This is a genomic window from Brevibacterium sp. CFH 10365 (assembly GCF_009299785.1).
GTDB lineage: Bacteria > Actinomycetota > Actinomycetes > Actinomycetales > Brevibacteriaceae > Brevibacterium > Brevibacterium limosum.
Map to the genome: position 1 here is coordinate 371085 of NZ_VIGO01000006.1, position 16367 is coordinate 387451.

The following is a 16367-nucleotide window of genomic DNA, read 5'->3' on the forward strand; positions in this document are numbered from 1 at the left end:
TGAGCTTATCAGGGGCTGACAGGCACCTTGCGAGACCGCTCACGGTGACTTTCGTCTTCCATGTCCTCGGTGAACATGTCCTTGCGTCGAATCAGCAGAGCCGACACGGCACTGATCACCGTGACAGCGAGAACGTATGCCACGATCGCCCCGATGTGTCCGTCACTCTCTCGGAGAAGATAGGAGAGGATGAGCGGCGTCATCCCGGAGGCCACGATTCCAGAGATCTGGTAGACGACCGAGATTCCGCTGTATCGGGTCCACGTGGGGAACAGTTCGGCGAAGAGCGAGGCTTCTGGCGCATAGACGACTGGATAGACGACGCCGAGTACGACGCCGATGCTGATGAAGATCAGCAGCGGATTTCCTGTGCCGATGAGCAGCAGCGTCGGATAGGTGAAGATGCCCAGTGCGATGACCCCGAGTGCGTACATGCGCCGTCGGTCGAAGTGATCGGACAATCTGCCCATGAGTGGGATGACTCCGACCATGATGATCGCGCCGACCATGACCGCGGTCAGGATCGTTCCCTGGCTTACATCCAGGCTCGACGTGGCGTAGGTGATGATGAAGACGGCCCAGAGATTGAAGGCGACGCCTTCGGCCCAACGTGCGCCCATACCCAGAATGATGTTGCGTCGACTCTGCCTGTCCTTGGCCAGTTCCACGGCGGGAATGACTGCGCGTGCCTCTGCTTTCTCGAGTTTGGCGAAAGCCGGTGTCTCCATCACTTTCAGCCTGATGAAGAGCCCCACACCGACGAGGACAGCACTGAACATAAAGGCGATTCGCCATCCCCAGCTCAGGAACGAAGCATCGGACATCACTGCGCCGAGGAACGCGAAGACTCCTGTGCCGAGCACAAGTCCGACGGCCAGCCCGATCTGAGGAAAGCTGCCATAGAGGCCGCGCTTGCCTTTTGATGCGTACTCGACCGCCATCAGCACGGCCCCGCCCCATTCGCCGCCGACGGCGACACCTTGGGCGATTCGGCAGATGACGAGGAGCAGAGGAGCGGCGAAGCCGATCATCGCATGGGTGGGAATGACGCCGATGAGGAATGTGGCGATACCCATGATCATCATGGTGGTGACCAGAGTCTTCTTCCGCCCGACTCGATCGCCGATGTGGCCGAAGACCAGTCCGCCGACGGGCCGTGCGACGAATCCTACGGCGAAACTGGCGAAGGCGAGAATGGTGCCGATGAGCGGGTCGTCACTGGGGAAGTAGAGCTTGTTGAACACAAGCCCGGCGGCCAATCCGTAGAGGAAGAAGTCGTACCATTCGACGGTGGTGCCGACGATGCAGGACATCATGACGATGCGGATGTCCTTCTTGGTAAAGGAGCTGACATCGGTTGGCTGAGGACTCGAGCTCATAATGACTCCCGGAAGATTCCTGTCAGTGATTCGCGTGTGACCGGACGGGGCACGACGGCCATCTGTCGCGTCTGTTTGAGGGTTCCATCGACGAGTTCGTCGATGTTGTCTTCTGTGTAGCCGAAGCTGCGCAGTCCCTTCGGCATGTCGATGTCGTGCATCAGTTCGGTGAGCACGTGGGCTAGTGCCTCAGCTCCGTCGGTGCGAGTGAACGTCTGGCCGCTCAGCAGTTCTGCGGCGCGGAGGTGGCGGTCGGGGTCGGCCGGATAGGTCCAGCGGAAGACGGCGGGGGCGGTTGCGGAGACAGCTTGGCCGTGCGGGACCATGACCATCTCCGGGTATCCTTCGGCTCTGTAATTCTCAACCGCGCCGGCGATCGGGTAGGCGTTTGCGTGGGGGAGGTGGGTGCCGGCATTGCCGAACCCGGTTCCGGCTGATGCCGAAGCCAGGGCCATTTGGCTTCTCGCATCGATATTGCGGCCGTTCATCACGGCTTTGCGCAGGTTGCGGCCCACCAGCCTGAGTGCCTGTTCGCACCAGATGTCGCTGATGGGGTTCGACCCGCAGAAGGCTGGTCGTTTCGTCGGATCGTCCGGGGCAGGCTTCGCGTCGAAGGCAACACTCGTGTAGCTTTCGAGCGCATGTGAGAGGACGTCCATCCCGCTTGCCGCAGTGACCTGGGAGGGGAGGGTGACGGTGGTCAGCGGATCGACGATCGCCATCGACGGGCGAAGCCGGGCATGGCTGATCGCGGCTTTGAGGTGCATGTCCAGAAAGTCGATGACGCAGATCGTCGTTGATTCGGAGCCGGTGCCTGCCGTGGTCGGTACGGCGATGAGGGGCTTCAGCGGCAGCCAAGGAGCGGTGCCTACGCCGATGGGCGGTGTCACGTAGTCGAGGAGTTCGCCGGGGTGTGTTGTGAGCAGATTGACGGCTTTCGCGGTATCGATCACCGATCCGCCGCCGATAGCGACGTAGCAGTCCCACTCTCTCTGTCGCGCCCAGCGGACTGCGTAGTCGATGCTTTCGTTGGTCGGTTCGATTCCGACCTCGTCGAAGATGTCGGCCGAGATGTCTTCGTCCTTGAGCTGCTGGAGAACGTCATCGGGTATGCCCGTGGCGCGAATGTGAGTGTCAGTGATGATGAGGCATGACTGTGCGCCGAATGTCTTGATGTCTGAGTAGAGCTCGTTGAGTGAACCATTTCCGAACTTCAAGGGTGGGGCGGCCCAAGTGAATACGGATTCGTTCTGCTGAGGTGTGCCCATGCTGATGCTCCTTTGCATTCATATGTGGGAGGGTTCCCCACATTGTGTTTCGACCCTAAAAGTTGAGAGCGAAAATGTGAAGCACTTCACAAAAGAAATTGTGCTGAGGGCATGTGAGTGGTGGAGAAGGAACGGTAGCTGTAGCTCCCTGACCAGCAGATATCAATTGGACCGGAGATTAAGAAGCAGCCGAGAAACATCGGCTGCGACGACTTGGCTTGGCAGGATGGCGAATGGCATCGCGAAGTTCAGTCCGACTCTGGTGAACAGCATGTCAACGGAGCGGTCGTCGAGCGCTGCTGTTGGGGTTGGATGAATGCGGCGGCGCGATCATCGTTAAGATGGCGGGCATGACAGAACCTTCGACCTCGACGCGAATCAGCGACACCGCTCTCATTTTCGAAGGTGGAGGCATGCGCGCCTCACTCACCAGTGCGATGGTCGTCAGTCTGCTCAACGCTGGTCTGTCATTCGACTGGGTTGCTGGTATCAGTGCCGGTGCTTCGAACACGGTCAACTACCTCTCCGAGGACGGATGGCGTGCGCGTCGGTCCTTCGTTGAGTTCGCGGCCGACGAGCAGTTCGGAGGCTTCCGATACTTCGCGCGTGGCCAGGGCATGTTCAATGCTGAGTACATCTACCAGCGGGCGGGTGGACCGAATGAGGCCCTGCCCTTTGACTGGGAAGCGTTCCAGGAGAGCAAAGGTGATATGCGGATCATCGGATTCGATGCGGAATCCGGTGACGATGTGGTGTGGTCGAAGAACGACGCTCCGCACATCGATGACCTCATGGTTCGGGTCCGCGCGTCTTCGACGATGCCAGGCCTCATGCCGCCGGTGCACCTCGATGGGCGTGTGTACGTCGACGGTGCGATGGGGGAGGACGGCGGAATCGCCCTGAGCCAGGCTCAGCGCGAAGGTTTCGAGAAGTTCGTTATCATCCTGACGCAGGAGCGCTCATATAGGAAGGCGCCGCAGCGGTTCTCGGCGGTCTACCGCGGAATATTCCGCAGGTATCCGGCTTTGGCCGATGCGTTGCTGACCCGGTGGAAGCGGTACAACGAGACGCGGGAACGCATCTTCGCCCTCGAAGAGGAGGGGAAGGCTCACGTCTTCGTTCCCGAACGCATGCCCGTCGACAACAGCACCCGCGACCTCTCGCGCCTCGCCGCCGCCCACCGGATGGGTCTGTCGCAGGCGAGGCGTGAGCTGCCGGTCATCCGTGAGTTTCTAGGGGTAGAGAGCGCAGCGTAGGGAGCCGAGCATCACCACCGCCTGTGCACTTCTTCGGCCCATCCGAAGATGTTCTCCACCCGATACTCACGCCCTGCCAGGGACCAGACCGTTCCGGAGAAATGGCCGAAGACCTGTTCTTCGCGGCTGCTGACGATCTTCTTGTCGAACTCGGAGTGTCGATGGTATTCGGGGGTGAAAGTCAGGTCGACTCGTTCGCCCTTGATCGTCCACGGGGCCATCCAGTCATCGGTGTCATACGTCCACTCGAGCTCTTCGCTGATCTTTTCGATCTGGCCATCCAGGCGCAGCGCATTTTCGGTCGACGGAGTTCCGGCAGTCCATTTGGCACCGAACTGCAGGCCAATCACTTCACCATCCGTCGTTCCGCTGCCGGAAGCCCAGTTCCACAAGGTGTCGTAAGGCCACTTGCCGCGGCCGTGGTCCATGGTCGCTGTCGTGGTCGTCTCATCAAGTCGGTAGGTGACTCCGTTGGCGCGAACTCGCCCGCTGGCAGTCAGGCAGTTGTCCTTTCGGGTGTATTGGAAGCGTCGGCTGTTCCACGGAACTAGGACGCCCATCGACTGGTGGTCGTTTGGAACGCTGACCTCCACCTCGGCGTTGACGTTCGCCGTGGCGACGTTGAGCGCGATGATCTGATCGCCGAAGGTGATCGAGATATCGACGTCTTTGTCACCGGAGCGAATCTGCTGTGAGCCCCACGGTGCACGCGAGGACGGATTGGACCTGAACCAGTCCATGCTGCTTGCCGTCGTCTCGGTTTGGGTCTTTCTGTCGAAGAAGAACAAAGAGGTTGCGGCCTTGTAGTCCGTGTCAGAGATGGAGAATGCGAGAATCATCTCCGGTGACACGACGCACCAGTAGTCGAACCGCTTCCTGCGACCCCAGCCCTTGAGATTGGCATTGTGCACCGGGAACCGACTCCACCCGACTGCAGCTTCGTTGAGTGTCCCGTTCTTGAGGCACATGTCGACGGGCTGGTGAAGTTCTCTCTCCATTTGGTTCCTTTGAGTTCGTGAGTTGGTCTGCTGAGTCGATAGCTCATCGGCGTGGACTATCGCGGTTTCGGTGTTCAGGCCTGTCGTTCTTTCATGACCCGCAGCTCCTCAAGGATCTGCGGATACTGTTTGTCGAGTTTGAAGAAGTAGAGCAGCACTGCCATGAGCACGCTGACGAGCGTCGGGACCCAGATGAAGAGGTTCGAGATCATGGAGACGGCCTCTGCGGATTGGGTCTCCTGACCACCGAGGTACCCGCTGGCTGCCAAGCCCCAACCGATGAGTGCGCTGCCGAGTCCGGTGCCGACCTTGATTCCCATGCTGGCCCCGCTGTAGATGAGACCTTCGATGCGGATTCCCGTCTTCCATTCGCCGTATTCCATTGTGTCGGCCAGCATGGCGAAGATGACTCCCATGATTGCTGCCTTGCCGATCCCGCGGACGACCTGTCCGATGACGACGACGGCAGTGCTGTCGGGAACAGCGAAGATGATGAGTGAACCGACGATCGCGATCAGGCAGCCGACGATCGCTGTGTTGCGCTTGCCGAAGCGTCGAGTGATGGGGACGACGAGGAGCATCCCGCCCAAGGTAGCGAGTGTGAGAGCCGTGGCGACCACACCGACCAATGCGGGGGAGCCGAGCACATACTCGGAGTAGTAGATTGCGACGCCGGCGGTGATGGCGTTGTAGATGTACATGAGCAGCAGGACGAGGGTCGCGATGAACCAGTACTTGTTGCGCACGAGTGATATCAGGCTGGCTTTGACGGTGGGCTTGACGGCATTCTGCTTGGTGCCGACGGGGTCGGTCCGCTCCTTTGTGGACCAGAAGGTGAAGAAGTATGTGGCTGCGGCGACGAGCCCGAAGAGGACGAAGGTGTAGACCCAGCCGGATTGACCGCCGCCGAAGAAGTCGACGATCGGCAGGGTGATGTTGGTGATGGCGATGATGGCGACATAAGCACCGATCATCTTGGCCACGTTGAGCACCGAACGTTGGTGTTGGTCATAGGTCATCAGCGCGCCGAGGGTGCCGTGGGGGATCTCGACCGCTGTGTAGACGAGAAGTGCGATGTTGTATGTGACGATAATGTAGATGATCTGGGTGGTGGTGCTGGCATCGGGGACCGCGAAGAGCGCGGTCGCGACGACCGCGAACGGCAGCGCCAACCACAGCAGCCACGGCCGAGCCTTGCCGAAGCGAGTGCGAGTCTTGTCGAGGACGACGCCCATCACTACGTCGCTTGCGCCGTCGATGATGCGTGAGAAGAGGAAGATCGTGCCGATCAGGCCTGCGGCGATGCCGACGATGTCGGTGTAGAAGTAGACGAGGAAGGTCGATATCCCGGTCCAGACGACGTTATTGGCGCCTCCGGCCATTCCATAGCCGATCTTCTCGATGCGACCTGGCTTCTCAGGGTCCCGGTGCGTGATCGGTTTTGCGGTGCTGTTCAAAGGCATGAGCTTCCTTGATCATTCCAGGCGTCATAGTTCTTACTTCTGACGACCTATTCGGCAGTGGTGCTGCTTTCGATCCACACGAGGTTGTATCTGATTGTGAAGGCAAGCAGGCAAGTCTGAGCAGATTCGACGAGTTTGCGAGCTGCCGAAGGTGCTCTGTAGAGAAATCAAAGCAGATCCTCGCACGTATTGCAACGTGGAAATAAATCGGCCACGACGTTGATGGGAGGGAGAAGAGTCGCCAGAGGATGGGCTTTGTCGGTTGGTTATTTCGTTTAACTCGAGGTCCCAGTTCCGAACCATCGAGGATCACAGCTGGTGTTAGGGCGGGGTATGAGCGGCTAGAGCGGGCCGCCCACAGTTGACTCGCGGATCATCAAGCGGTGTGGGGCTACGCGTCCAGCTGGAGCATCTGTCGAGCCCAGGATGCGTTGATGTACCGCCTCGACGGCGAACTGCGCGATCGCGTTCATATCGGGGGCAACTGTCGTGAGCGTCGGGACTGAGAATCCGCCTTCCGGGGTGTTGTCCCACCCCGTGACGGCAATGTCGTCTGGCACTTTCACGCCGGCTTCCCTGAATGCCCGGAGCAGACCGATTGCCAGAAGGTCGTTGGCGCTGACCACCGCATCGATCTGCGCCGTTTTGTGCAGTTGCAGAATCTGTTGTGCTCGGGCGTAGCCCTCCTCGCGCGAGTAGTCGCTTTCTGCGCTGACAGGTGTGGAAGCAGTCGTCTGCGTGTCGGCACCGATGATGAGTTCGGGGTCTTCGTCGATCTCGGCAGCGGCCAGGGCTCGACGGTAGCCTTCGAGCCGGAGATCGCCGGTGCCGAGCGTGCCTTCAGTGAGGTATCCGAGGAATGCGATTCGGCGATGACCGAGTGAGATGAGGTGTTCGGTGACTTCACGGGTCGATTCGACGTTGTCTGCGGTGACATGGTCGATTCGGGGGTCGAGTGTGTGCTCTCCGAGCAAGACGAGCGGTGTTTCGTCGCGGGCAGCCAGAATCGAGTCGACGGGCAGAGTCAGGGGACTGAAGATGATGCCGTCCGCGTGGCTGTTCTTATACCCTTGCGCTACCTGTTCTTCCTTCTCCGGCAGTCCGCGTGTTTCGTCTATCAGCACGGTGTAGTCATACGACTTGGCCGCTTCGACGACGGCGTGTGCCAGGCTGGCGAAGTAGGGATGATCGATGTATGGAATTGCGAGTGTGATGAGGTTGCTGCGCCCTGTCCGCAGCTGCCGTGCTGCTGTCTGCGGTTTGTAGCCCAGTTCCGCGATCGCAGCTTCAACTTTAGCCTTGGTCTGCGGCCTCAGGTACCGATGCCCATTGATGACGTTGGACACTGTCCGCCATGACACTCCAGCCAAGGCGGCAACATCCTTGATGCTGGGGCGGGCTTTGGACTTTTTGGTCCCAGCCTCATCTGTCATATGACCACTTCTCCGTGTCCGATTCTGGATCCATCATATTTTCACAGAACTCATGCAATCGGAAAACGTGAGCCCGCGGCCTCCGTAAGGCGAAGCGATAGCCGAACGCGGCTGAAGCCGGGTCTGGCGCCTTGTTGATTGGCATCAATGAACTCTGCCTCTACATTGCTCGTTCCAGTTCGGTGGAGCAAGACGTCCCTTCGTAGCTTTTGCGTTGCTACACGATCCGGCGAAACCCCTGAGCTCGAGGAGCGATCTCTCCTGCGCATGATCGGTTCCGGGAATCGCAGGTGGACGCTTTTGAAGTCGACGGTGCTCATGCTGAGCCTCCGAGCGCGACGAGCCCCTCGCCGGTAGTCGTCCCAGCGCGGTTTCAGACCGCATCGATTGATGAAATTCGTCTGTGAGCCGAGGCACGTGGACACGGAAGCTGTCTCTGCCTGCATTGGGTGAGCATGACGAAGCGCGCGAGCCGGTCCTTGGTCGACGATCACCCAGGACTGACTGCTTGCCTTGCGTTTCGTACGCTTCTCAGGGTCCCGGGAGCCAAACCGAGAGCCCACTCGGCGACATCCGCGATGAAGAACTCGTAGGAATCGTGATCGAAAGGCAGTGGGTTGTTCGCGTAGGTGCCATAACCATCGATGGCCATATAGATTCGCACACAGGCTGCGATGGCATCGACATCGCCGAACTCGCCCGCGCGGATTCCCGATTCGATGAGTTCGATCAATCGTGACCGACCCGCCTCTTCCAGTTCCTCGAGTGCCATGGCCATAGCGGCGCTGGTCCGGCTGACATTTCGCGCAGACGACCACAGCCGGAATTGGGCGTGAGCCTCTTCGCTCCGCAGGTCCCCGATGATAGCAGCAAGACGTTCGGCAGGCGTGTCATCGGATGACCGGGTATCGAGCTGTCCTTCGCGGGCGGCGGTGGTGAAGGCTTCGACCACCAGGGCGCCGACCACAGGGAAGTAGTGACTGACTAATCCCGGCCGTACGTCCAGCCGTGCGGCTACGGCACGCAGGGTGATTGCTTCCAGCCCCTCGTCAAGAGCGATTACGGCAGCGGCGGCAAGGATCTCACGACGGCGTTCCGACGAAGGTTTGCGAACTCTGGCGCGACCTGAGTTTGACATCATGACAACCATGCTATTGGATTGGTGACCAATAAGCTATTGGTCGCTCGACCAATAGAAGGTTCGGCGCCAGCAAAGACGCTAGTGACTTCGAAAGGAATCTCCGTGCCTGCTTCCGCACATTCCGAATACATCGATTCGGCCAAGACACCAGAAGTAAGGGGGATTGAGATCGTTACCGAGTCCGAGCGACATGGCAGGGCGCGAGATCTCTTCGCTGTCTGGGCCGCGCCGAACATCAGCGTTCTCAATTTCACCGTCGGTGCGAGTCTGACCATCATGGGGCTCGAGGTCTGGCAGTCCATCCTCATCAGCATTGCCGCAAGTCTGCTGTGGATTCTGCCGGGAATCGTCGCGATCAGCGGTCCTGCAGCTGGAACGTCAGGCTCTGTCATCCAGCGCGCAATATACGGAATCCGCGGGAACAAAGTCGTCATCGCGTTCTATGGCTGGTTCATCTCGGGAGTCTTTCTCGCGCTCAACTGGGTCGCCTCATCGTTCATGGGTGCAGAGTTGCTTTCACGCTGGGGATGGTTGCCGAAACCTGCCGCCCTTGTGCTGGTCACGATCGTGGTGGCTGGCATCACCCTTCTGGTGGCCATCTTCGGTCACGGGCTGATTCTGCGAGCATACGGTTTCATCACCATCGGCCTTTTCATCATCTTCCTCGTCGTCTCTGGTTTCATCATCAGCGACATCGACTGGAGCTTCGTGCAGCCTGAGCCGCTGCACGGAGTCGCACTGTGGTCGGCGGTGTCGATCGGCTTCGCCATTCAGGCTTCGAGCCCGCTCTCCTTCTCCAATAGTGCAGACATGGCCCGATATCTGCCGAAAGACACCAAGCCGTGGGGGATCATCGCAGCAACCGCCTTGGGCGGTGCTCTTCCCGGAGCAGCCTTCTACATCATCGGCGTGTTCATGGCCACGATCGTTCCTCCGGCCAGCCTAGATGCAGGCATCGAATTCGCTTTACTCGATATGCTCCCGATGTGGCTGGCTCCGCTCTTCGTCATCGGCGTGATCACCACAACGATCGCGCTGAACGGGATGACTACCTATACGGCGTCTATGGCATTCCAGTCCATCGGCATTCCGATCCGTCGCATTCCATCCGCGATCGTCATCGGGGTTCTCGGCGCTGCCTTCACTCTCTATTTGGTCAATGCCACCAGTCTGCTCTCTGCCGTCAATCTCATGCTCCAAGTGCTGATCCTCATCTCTGCACCCACAATGGCGGTCTACGTTTCCGATATTCTGCTGCGCCGGAATCGTTATGACGGCCCGGGCCTATTCATCGAGAACTCCTCGGGCCCGTTCTGGTTTCACGGCGGATGGTCATTGGCCGGTATGAGCGCGGCGATCGCCGGCGCGGTCACCGGCTCACTGTTCATGACCACAGAGATCTTCACTGGTCCGATTGCGGCGGCGACAGGATTTGTCGATCTCTCCGTTCCCGTATCGCTGATCGTCAGCGCCGGACTGTACATCGCATTCGCCGGCAGAGGTGTGAGTAGACAGCTTGCCGCACGTTCACAGTCAGAAAGTTGCACCATGACAGCCAACACCACTCAAGGAGTCACCCCATGAGCAAACAGCTCTACGTCAACGCCTCAATCTTTACCGCAGACACCCGTGCGTGGGCGGACGCTCTGCTGGTCCGCGATGACCGCATTCTCTACGTCGGCGACGAAGCAACAGCGCGCAGACTCGGCGCCGATGCGCAGATCGTCGACTTGGGCGGGCGACTTGTCCTGCCCGGCTTCGTCGACGGACACGCCCACGTGATCGGGACAGGAGAAGCACTGGGGCAAGCCGACCTCAGCGGCGCTGACGATCTCGACGAGATTCGGGCACGACTTTCCCGGTGGCATAGGAAACACCCCGAGGCGCCTCGCATTCTGGCAATGGGGTGGCCGCACGGCGCGATTCCGGGTGGGCAGCCGCACCGTGCCATGCTCGACGAGCAGTTTCCGGACATCCCTGTCTACGCGATCGCGTACGACTACCACTCGATCTGGCTCAACACTGCCGCTCTGAACGAGGTCGGCATCACTGCAGAAACCGCCGACCCGCTGGGTGGGAAATTCCATCGCGACGCCGACGGGCAGGCGACGGGCTTCGTCGACGAGACCGCCTTTCACGGCATCGTCGGTCCATTCCTCGACGAACTCGTCGACGCCTCCACCAGTGCGAGCAATCTCGACCGTGTGCAGGCAGCCTACAGGCAGACAGGTGTGACGACATCCTGTGACATGGGCTTCAACGAAGCCGACCTCGAATCCTTCCTGGCAGCAGACCGGGCGGGGAGACTCACGAGCCGGCTGAAGGCGTATTGGCGGATCAACAACACCGGCGATCGCGAACAGAACCTCGCTCAAGTCGCCCGAGCCGTCGAATTGTCAGAGAGCGTCTCATCCCCGTTCCTGGAGGTCGTTGGAATCAAAGTGATCATCGACGGAACCGTCGACGGCTGCACAGCTGTGCTCGGAGCCCCCTACGCCGACGGAAGCAATGCGGATCCCATCTGGCCGCTGGACGACCTCGCTCCGGTTGTGGCGGCTGCCGATGATGCCGGTCTGAAAGTCGCCATGCACGCCATCGGAGATGAAGCTGTTCGAATCGCGATCTCTTCTGTCGAACACGGAATCCGCGTCAACGGTGCCCGCGCTCGCCGCCATCGCATCGAGCATCTCGAGGTAGTCGACCGAGCCGATGTCGAGAGACTGGCTTCCCTGGGAATCACGCCGAGCATGCAGCCGGTCCACGTCGACCCGCTCAACGCTCCCTTCTGGCGTTCCCAATTGGGAGATGTCCGCGCCGATCAAGGGTTCCCCTGGCCGTGGATGACCGAAGCCGGTGCCCGACTCGCATTCGGCACCGATTCGCCGACTGCGCCCCATCCTCCGCTGCCCAACATGTACATGGCAACCACTCGCAAATCTCCGTCCGCCCCAGAACTGGCACCGAACGTCGCCGAATTCTCGATTCCGCTGGCTGAGGCCGTTGTGCACGGGTCCTCCGACTCGGCATGGACCTGTGGCGCTGAAGACGAGATAGGGCGCCTGCGTGCCGGACTGTACGCAGACTTCATCGTCCTAGACACCAATATCTTCGAGAGTCCGGTGGACGACCTGCTCACCACGTCCGTGTTGATGACCGTCCTGGGCGGGCAGGTGGTTCATCAAGCTGAGCGGTGACCCGAGAGTCAGTATTTGTGTAAAGGCTGCCTTCGGGGAGCGGCTCTGCGCTGGCCGACCGTTCTCTCAATCGAACCAGGCCACGATCGCCTCCGCTCCGCGCGTAGGTGCGCCGACGGTAGGTTTAGATCCGAGGTTCGACGAACATCGGCATTCTTCGTATTCTCGAGAATCTGGTTGAGGCGCGTCGGCGGCACAAATCATCGTCCGTCTTGGGACGGCATTTCAAGATCACATTGTGTGCGGCGATGTGGCTGACCCACGCGCGTGCGACCGATGGTGTCGGGAGGACAGAAGCGGTGAATATGGGCTTGGCCAGGTCGAGGTCTTTCGGATGGATTGTGTGAGAACGTGCTTCATTGGAAGGCCTCGACCTCTATCCAGGAGACGACTCGCTCAAGTTGAAACTCATCGATCTGTACTCTCGTTACGAAGAGCCTCTTTATCCCGGAATGCGTGCAATTCCGATCAGGGTTCTGTTCCACTTGCTGAGCGTTATCCTGACGAGGCATAGGCTACGTTGTCAGAAAGTCCTTTAGACCTCGCTAGCGAAGACGGTTTCCGCGTCGAGTCCCGCCCCTCGAATCGATTCGTCGACCGACTCAGTGGCGGATTCGGCCACCTCAGCTTCTTCGAATTGGGACGATTCCTCAACAAGGTACCCTTGTGACACATCCCTCTGTGCAGGCTTCCGCATCGCCGATTCGACCAAACCGAGCAATCTTTCGCGTCGGTCAGAGAAGAAGCCGGCGAAATCGTCGTTTCGCAGAATGCTGGGGTTGATACAATGCGAAGTAAGCACTTCATCGACCTGGCCAGCTGAGATCTGTGCATTACGCTCGATGAGATCTAAATAGTGGGACGGAGCTCGAGCGCCGATTGAACGGTTTGTCTTAGCACTGATCGCGGTCTTGTTGACGATCGACTCACGATGTTCTTCGTCGATGTTGTGATCCGTGCACCACTTCTTAGGGAATATGTGGTGGATGTCGACCGCTAACTCGCGATGCTGAACTAGGTCCAACCGCTTGTCTTCCATCCAGTCACGTGCTTGATTCTCAAGCAAAAGCGCGTAGATGCCTTTGTATGCGGCAGCGTTTCGTGTGCGCAGGGAATGAAGACGCGACTCGACGAATTGTGAGTCCAGGACGGTTGTCGGAACAGCTGCTCCGTCGATTCCCGTAGCCCAATCGGGAACGAGCATGATATCGCGGACGAAACGAGTGTCGGTCGTGCCACCGTAGAGCTCGCCGAGGATTCCGCACCAGAACCATTGGATGATTCGGCCATGCGGTCCGCGCAGGTCTGCATCAGCGCCGAGGATCACCTTGATGACGGCCAGAGGAATCAGTTGTGTGCCATAGGGCAGAAAGCGGGTGTCGAAGATGTGCCGATCGGCGAGGAAGCCTGCAGCCCAGAGGAATGCCTCCCGCAGGGGGTCGCGCCACCGCAGATACTCCGAGAGAGTGATCCTCAGAGCGTCTTCGTTGCGGGCGGATACGGCAGTCGGGCGCGTCCGTGTGCCGGTCAGATTCTTCTCTCGTGTGGCAAGGAGGGTCACTGCCCTGAGGAAGTCGGTGTTGCTGACCTCCTGCAGCACCGGTTGGGCTTCGAATATTGCTTGCGTCTCGCGCCAGTCGTCATTGAGGCGGAAGTCCGTCCCGTACTCGGCATAGTAGTCGGCGTCGCCGGCGAATGTTGCTGTCAGCAATTCGAAGACATTGAGTTGGAGCCCACCGGTGTTGACCTTCTCGAAGACAGTGGCGACTGCAGATTTCGAGGTGTTGCGGTCCAGTTCGATCGCGGGGATGGAATACCTCAGCGCCGGAGTCAATACTTCCGCGTGGAAGCGTCCCGCCGACTCTTGGTCGACCAGGGCGTACTTGATGATCCACCCTTGACTCTCCACCGGCTGGAACAAGAGATTGAGAGGAAAGTATCCTTGTTCCCTCTGTAGATCCGATGTCGACAGGTCGAGATCAACATCCCGGTTGAAATTCGACTTGATCATCCCGTCTCCATCAACAGAGATGACGGCCTCATCCATCGATTCCTCGCCGCCTAGCGCCTTGCTAATGCTGACGAAGTACCGCCGGGACATGAGTTTTCCGCGCGCGTCCTTAGTCTCGACGACACCATCGCCGGTCAACGCCTGGGTTAGTGAAGTGAGGCGCTGCTGCCCGTCGAGGAGGAGGTAAGCCGGAGGAGTGTCCTGGTCGAGAGTGACACCTTCGACTGGACGCGGCTTGAAACGGACCTCGTCATTGTTCGTATCGAGCAACATCACGACCCCCATGGGATGACCGCGAAGAATCGTGACGAGCAGCTGACGGATGCGCTCGTCGTCCCATTTGTATCCGCGTTGGAAATCGGGGAGCTGGATCCTTCCATCGACCGTCCACCCGAGGTACTGATCCAGTGTGTACTGCGGAGTCTGAAATCCCATACAGCGACCTTACATTGTGAGTGGGACTTCGAACCATCGGTATGCGATCGGACGATGCCACTGACGAACCGGTCGATTCCGGAGGGCCACTGTGTCAGTTATTTGTAAAGCCGTTTTGTGAAACCCAATCGCCCTACTACTGTCGTCAGTTGGGCAGGGAGGAGCAAGGATGCACATCAAGTTCGGGTGGGCCCTCGACCGAGCCCCATGGCAGTCCCACGGCAACACTCGCAGCTCCCACGTCACTACCAGCCCCACTGGCACGACCGTCGTCACCGGCCCGCTCGGTTTCCTCGGCATCTTGCAGACCCGGCTGGGGACTACACGACCGGCCGTCAACCGTCCCTTCCGCATCGCACAGTACCGCGCGCTCATGTCCGAAGCCGACCACCCCTGGTATCGCCGTTCCTTCACCACCGACCCGTGGAACACTGCCCACCATCTTCTGCGAATGCGCGACGATGCCATCGAAGCCGGCTGGCAGCCGACCACAGTTGCCGATACGGACTCTGAGCACCCTCGACTCGAGGCTCTCGCGGCAGTGGAACGCCTGGTTCGCCTCGGGCCGTCTCACGACCTGGACGCGACTCTGGCCCCAGGCAAAGCCGATGACCTGCGAGAGGTCCTCACCCTCATCCGTCACTACGGACCGAACTGGCCCCTGGGCATCGACATGATCGAGGTGCAGGACCGCCTGACCGACCTTCCGCACACATGGCAAAACATCCTCGAATCGCTCAACGTCGCAGGCGTGACCATCACCGAGGCATCCCTCCCCACCAAGGTGCCGGAACTGACTGTCGTCCGAGGGACAGACGAATGGTCGACCGCCGAGGCCGCCGCACGCTGGTTGGCCAACGCCTCCGACCACGACAGGCTCTGCATCATCGCTGGAGACTCCACCACGGTCCTCGACCACGAGCTGGCCCGCCGAGGCACTCCGACACTCGGCATCGCCCGCCAGTCGGCAACGAACCCCTCCGGCCAGGTGCTGCCGGTCTTCCTCAGTGCCATCCTGCCGCCGACCGACATCCGCCGCCTCGCTGAGTTCCTCAGCCTCTCCTTCGGCACTCCGAACTCGGAAGCACCTGCGAAGACTCTCGTGCCTCGCTCGGTCTCCGAACCTCTCCTCGACGCGCTGACGGTCGAACCCGGCGTCTCCGGCGATCCCGACTCCGCATGGATGAGAGCACTCCGCGATCTCCAAGACCGCGCCGACGCAGACCCAGAGACCAGAGCGAAGGCGGCAGAGACTGCACACACGATCGACCGGCTCATCCGTCTCTCACCACCAGTCGTCGACCACGACCTCATCGATCTCACGACACTCCAACCGGCCCTTGACTGGCTGGGAAAACGCCTGCGCGCACTCACACACCAACCGGATGAGACGACGTCGACAAGCTTCATCACCGAGGCCACCACTCATTTGAACTCCTTCCGCGAAGCACTCGCCCAGCTGCCCGAGAGACAGCTGCGCGTCCGGGAGCTCTTCGACATCGCCGATGCCTGCGCCCCTGCCACACCACACACCACCGCCGAGGCGATCGCAGCAGAATGGACGGTAGTCTCCGAACCATCGGAAGTCCCCGACGACTGCGAGACAATCCTCTGGTGGTCCTCATGCCGCAGCGACAGCAACGAGACCGAACTCTGGGACCCCGAGGAAACCGCGGCTCTGTCCCGCGCCGGCGCCCACATCTCGACTGCTGCCGAACGAGAACGCCTGCGCCAGGCTGCTGCGCTGCGCGGACTCCGTCACGCGCCTAACCTGATCTGATTCTGTCCT

11 protein-coding genes are annotated in these 16367 nt (G+C 59.9%); 4 read left to right on the top strand and 7 right to left on the bottom strand.

Annotated elements, in window-relative coordinates; translation table 11 throughout:
* Positions 1 to 8: 8 nt before the first annotated feature.
* Positions 9 to 1379 (bottom strand): MFS transporter, encoded by a 1371-nt coding sequence (locus FHG09_RS14450; RefSeq protein WP_152348333.1) that lies wholly within the window; start codon positions 1377 to 1379, stop codon positions 9 to 11.
* On the bottom strand, positions 1376 to 2647 hold the full coding sequence (locus FHG09_RS14455; protein ID WP_152348334.1) for a hydroxyacid-oxoacid transhydrogenase: 1272 nt from the start codon (positions 2645 to 2647) through the stop codon (positions 1376 to 1378). Before FHG09_RS14455 ends, FHG09_RS14450 begins: the two co-directional genes overlap by 4 nt.
* 350 nt (positions 2648 to 2997) lie before the next feature.
* Between FHG09_RS14455 and FHG09_RS14460 the strand changes: the two genes are divergently transcribed.
* Positions 2998 to 3903, top strand: coding sequence for a patatin family protein (locus FHG09_RS14460; protein ID WP_152348335.1), 906 nt, complete (start codon positions 2998 to 3000; stop codon positions 3901 to 3903).
* Between the two features lie 11 nt (positions 3904 to 3914).
* Here the strand turns inward: FHG09_RS14460 and FHG09_RS14465 are convergent, their stop codons facing one another.
* The 4 genes from FHG09_RS14465 to FHG09_RS14480 all read right to left on the bottom strand — a co-directional run bounded on the left by FHG09_RS14465 (position 3915) and on the right by FHG09_RS14480 (position 8947).
* Positions 3915 to 4901 carry a DUF2804 domain-containing protein gene (locus FHG09_RS14465; protein WP_152348336.1) on the bottom strand — a complete coding sequence of 329 codons (987 nt, stop codon included), beginning with the start codon at positions 4899 to 4901 and terminating at the stop codon, positions 3915 to 3917.
* A gap of 74 nt (positions 4902 to 4975) precedes the next feature.
* On the bottom strand, positions 4976 to 6364 hold the full coding sequence (locus FHG09_RS14470) for an MFS transporter (protein WP_152348337.1): 1389 nt from the start codon (positions 6362 to 6364) through the stop codon (positions 4976 to 4978).
* 341 nt (positions 6365 to 6705) lie between these two features.
* Entirely contained in the window at positions 6706 to 7797 is a 1092-nt protein-coding gene (locus tag FHG09_RS14475; protein ID WP_152348338.1) for a LacI family DNA-binding transcriptional regulator, read from the bottom strand.
* A 490-nt stretch (positions 7798 to 8287) separates the two neighbouring features.
* Entirely contained in the window at positions 8288 to 8947 is a 660-nt protein-coding gene (locus tag FHG09_RS14480; RefSeq protein WP_227492786.1) for a TetR family transcriptional regulator, read from the bottom strand.
* A 93-nt stretch (positions 8948 to 9040) separates the two neighbouring features.
* Here FHG09_RS14480 and FHG09_RS14485 point away from each other — a divergent pair, with 93 nt between their 5' ends.
* The gene (locus tag FHG09_RS14485) at positions 9041 to 10522 is read left to right on the top strand and encodes a purine-cytosine permease family protein (protein ID WP_193627391.1); all 1482 of its coding nucleotides are present in this window, start codon (positions 9041 to 9043) and stop codon (positions 10520 to 10522) included.
* Positions 10519 to 12132 (top strand): amidohydrolase, encoded by a 1614-nt coding sequence (locus FHG09_RS14490; RefSeq protein ID WP_152348339.1) that lies wholly within the window; start codon positions 10519 to 10521, stop codon positions 12130 to 12132. The genes FHG09_RS14485 and FHG09_RS14490 overlap by 4 nt, the downstream gene beginning before the upstream one ends.
* 535 nt (positions 12133 to 12667) lie before the next feature.
* Here the strand turns inward: FHG09_RS14490 and FHG09_RS14495 are convergent.
* On the bottom strand, positions 12668 to 14578 hold the full coding sequence (locus FHG09_RS14495; RefSeq protein WP_152348340.1) for a DUF262 domain-containing protein: 1911 nt from the start codon (positions 14576 to 14578) through the stop codon (positions 12668 to 12670).
* A gap of 169 nt (positions 14579 to 14747) precedes the next feature.
* On the opposite strand from FHG09_RS14495, the gene FHG09_RS14500 reads away from it, so the two are divergent.
* A complete protein-coding gene (locus tag FHG09_RS14500; RefSeq protein ID WP_152348341.1) occupies positions 14748 to 16358 on the top strand; it encodes a hypothetical protein in 1611 nt (536 codons plus the stop codon).
* The last annotated feature ends 9 nt before the right edge of the window (positions 16359 to 16367 follow it).

What these genes read in the sequence shown, in the direction of transcription:
- FHG09_RS14455 (WP_152348334.1), bottom strand. Translation starts at nt 2,647, where the DNA reads ATGGGCACACCTCAGCAGAACGAATCCGTATTCACTTGGGCCGCCCCA.
- FHG09_RS14495 (WP_152348340.1), bottom strand. Translation starts at nt 14,578, where the DNA reads ATGGGATTTCAGACTCCGCAGTACACACTGGATCAGTACCTCGGGTGG.
- FHG09_RS14460 (WP_152348335.1), top strand. Translation starts at nt 2,998, where the DNA reads ATGACAGAACCTTCGACCTCGACGCGAATCAGCGACACCGCTCTCATT.
- FHG09_RS14470 (WP_152348337.1), bottom strand. Translation starts at nt 6,364, where the DNA reads ATGCCTTTGAACAGCACCGCAAAACCGATCACGCACCGGGACCCTGAG.
- FHG09_RS14465 (WP_152348336.1), bottom strand. Translation starts at nt 4,901, where the DNA reads ATGGAGAGAGAACTTCACCAGCCCGTCGACATGTGCCTCAAGAACGGG.
- FHG09_RS14450 (WP_152348333.1), bottom strand. Translation starts at nt 1,379, where the DNA reads ATGAGCTCGAGTCCTCAGCCAACCGATGTCAGCTCCTTTACCAAGAAG.
- FHG09_RS14490 (WP_152348339.1), top strand. Translation starts at nt 10,519, where the DNA reads ATGAGCAAACAGCTCTACGTCAACGCCTCAATCTTTACCGCAGACACC.
- FHG09_RS14480 (WP_227492786.1), bottom strand. Translation starts at nt 8,947, where the DNA reads ATGGTTGTCATGATGTCAAACTCAGGTCGCGCCAGAGTTCGCAAACCT.
- FHG09_RS14500 (WP_152348341.1), top strand. Translation starts at nt 14,748, where the DNA reads ATGCACATCAAGTTCGGGTGGGCCCTCGACCGAGCCCCATGGCAGTCC.
- FHG09_RS14475 (WP_152348338.1), bottom strand. Translation starts at nt 7,797, where the DNA reads ATGACAGATGAGGCTGGGACCAAAAAGTCCAAAGCCCGCCCCAGCATC.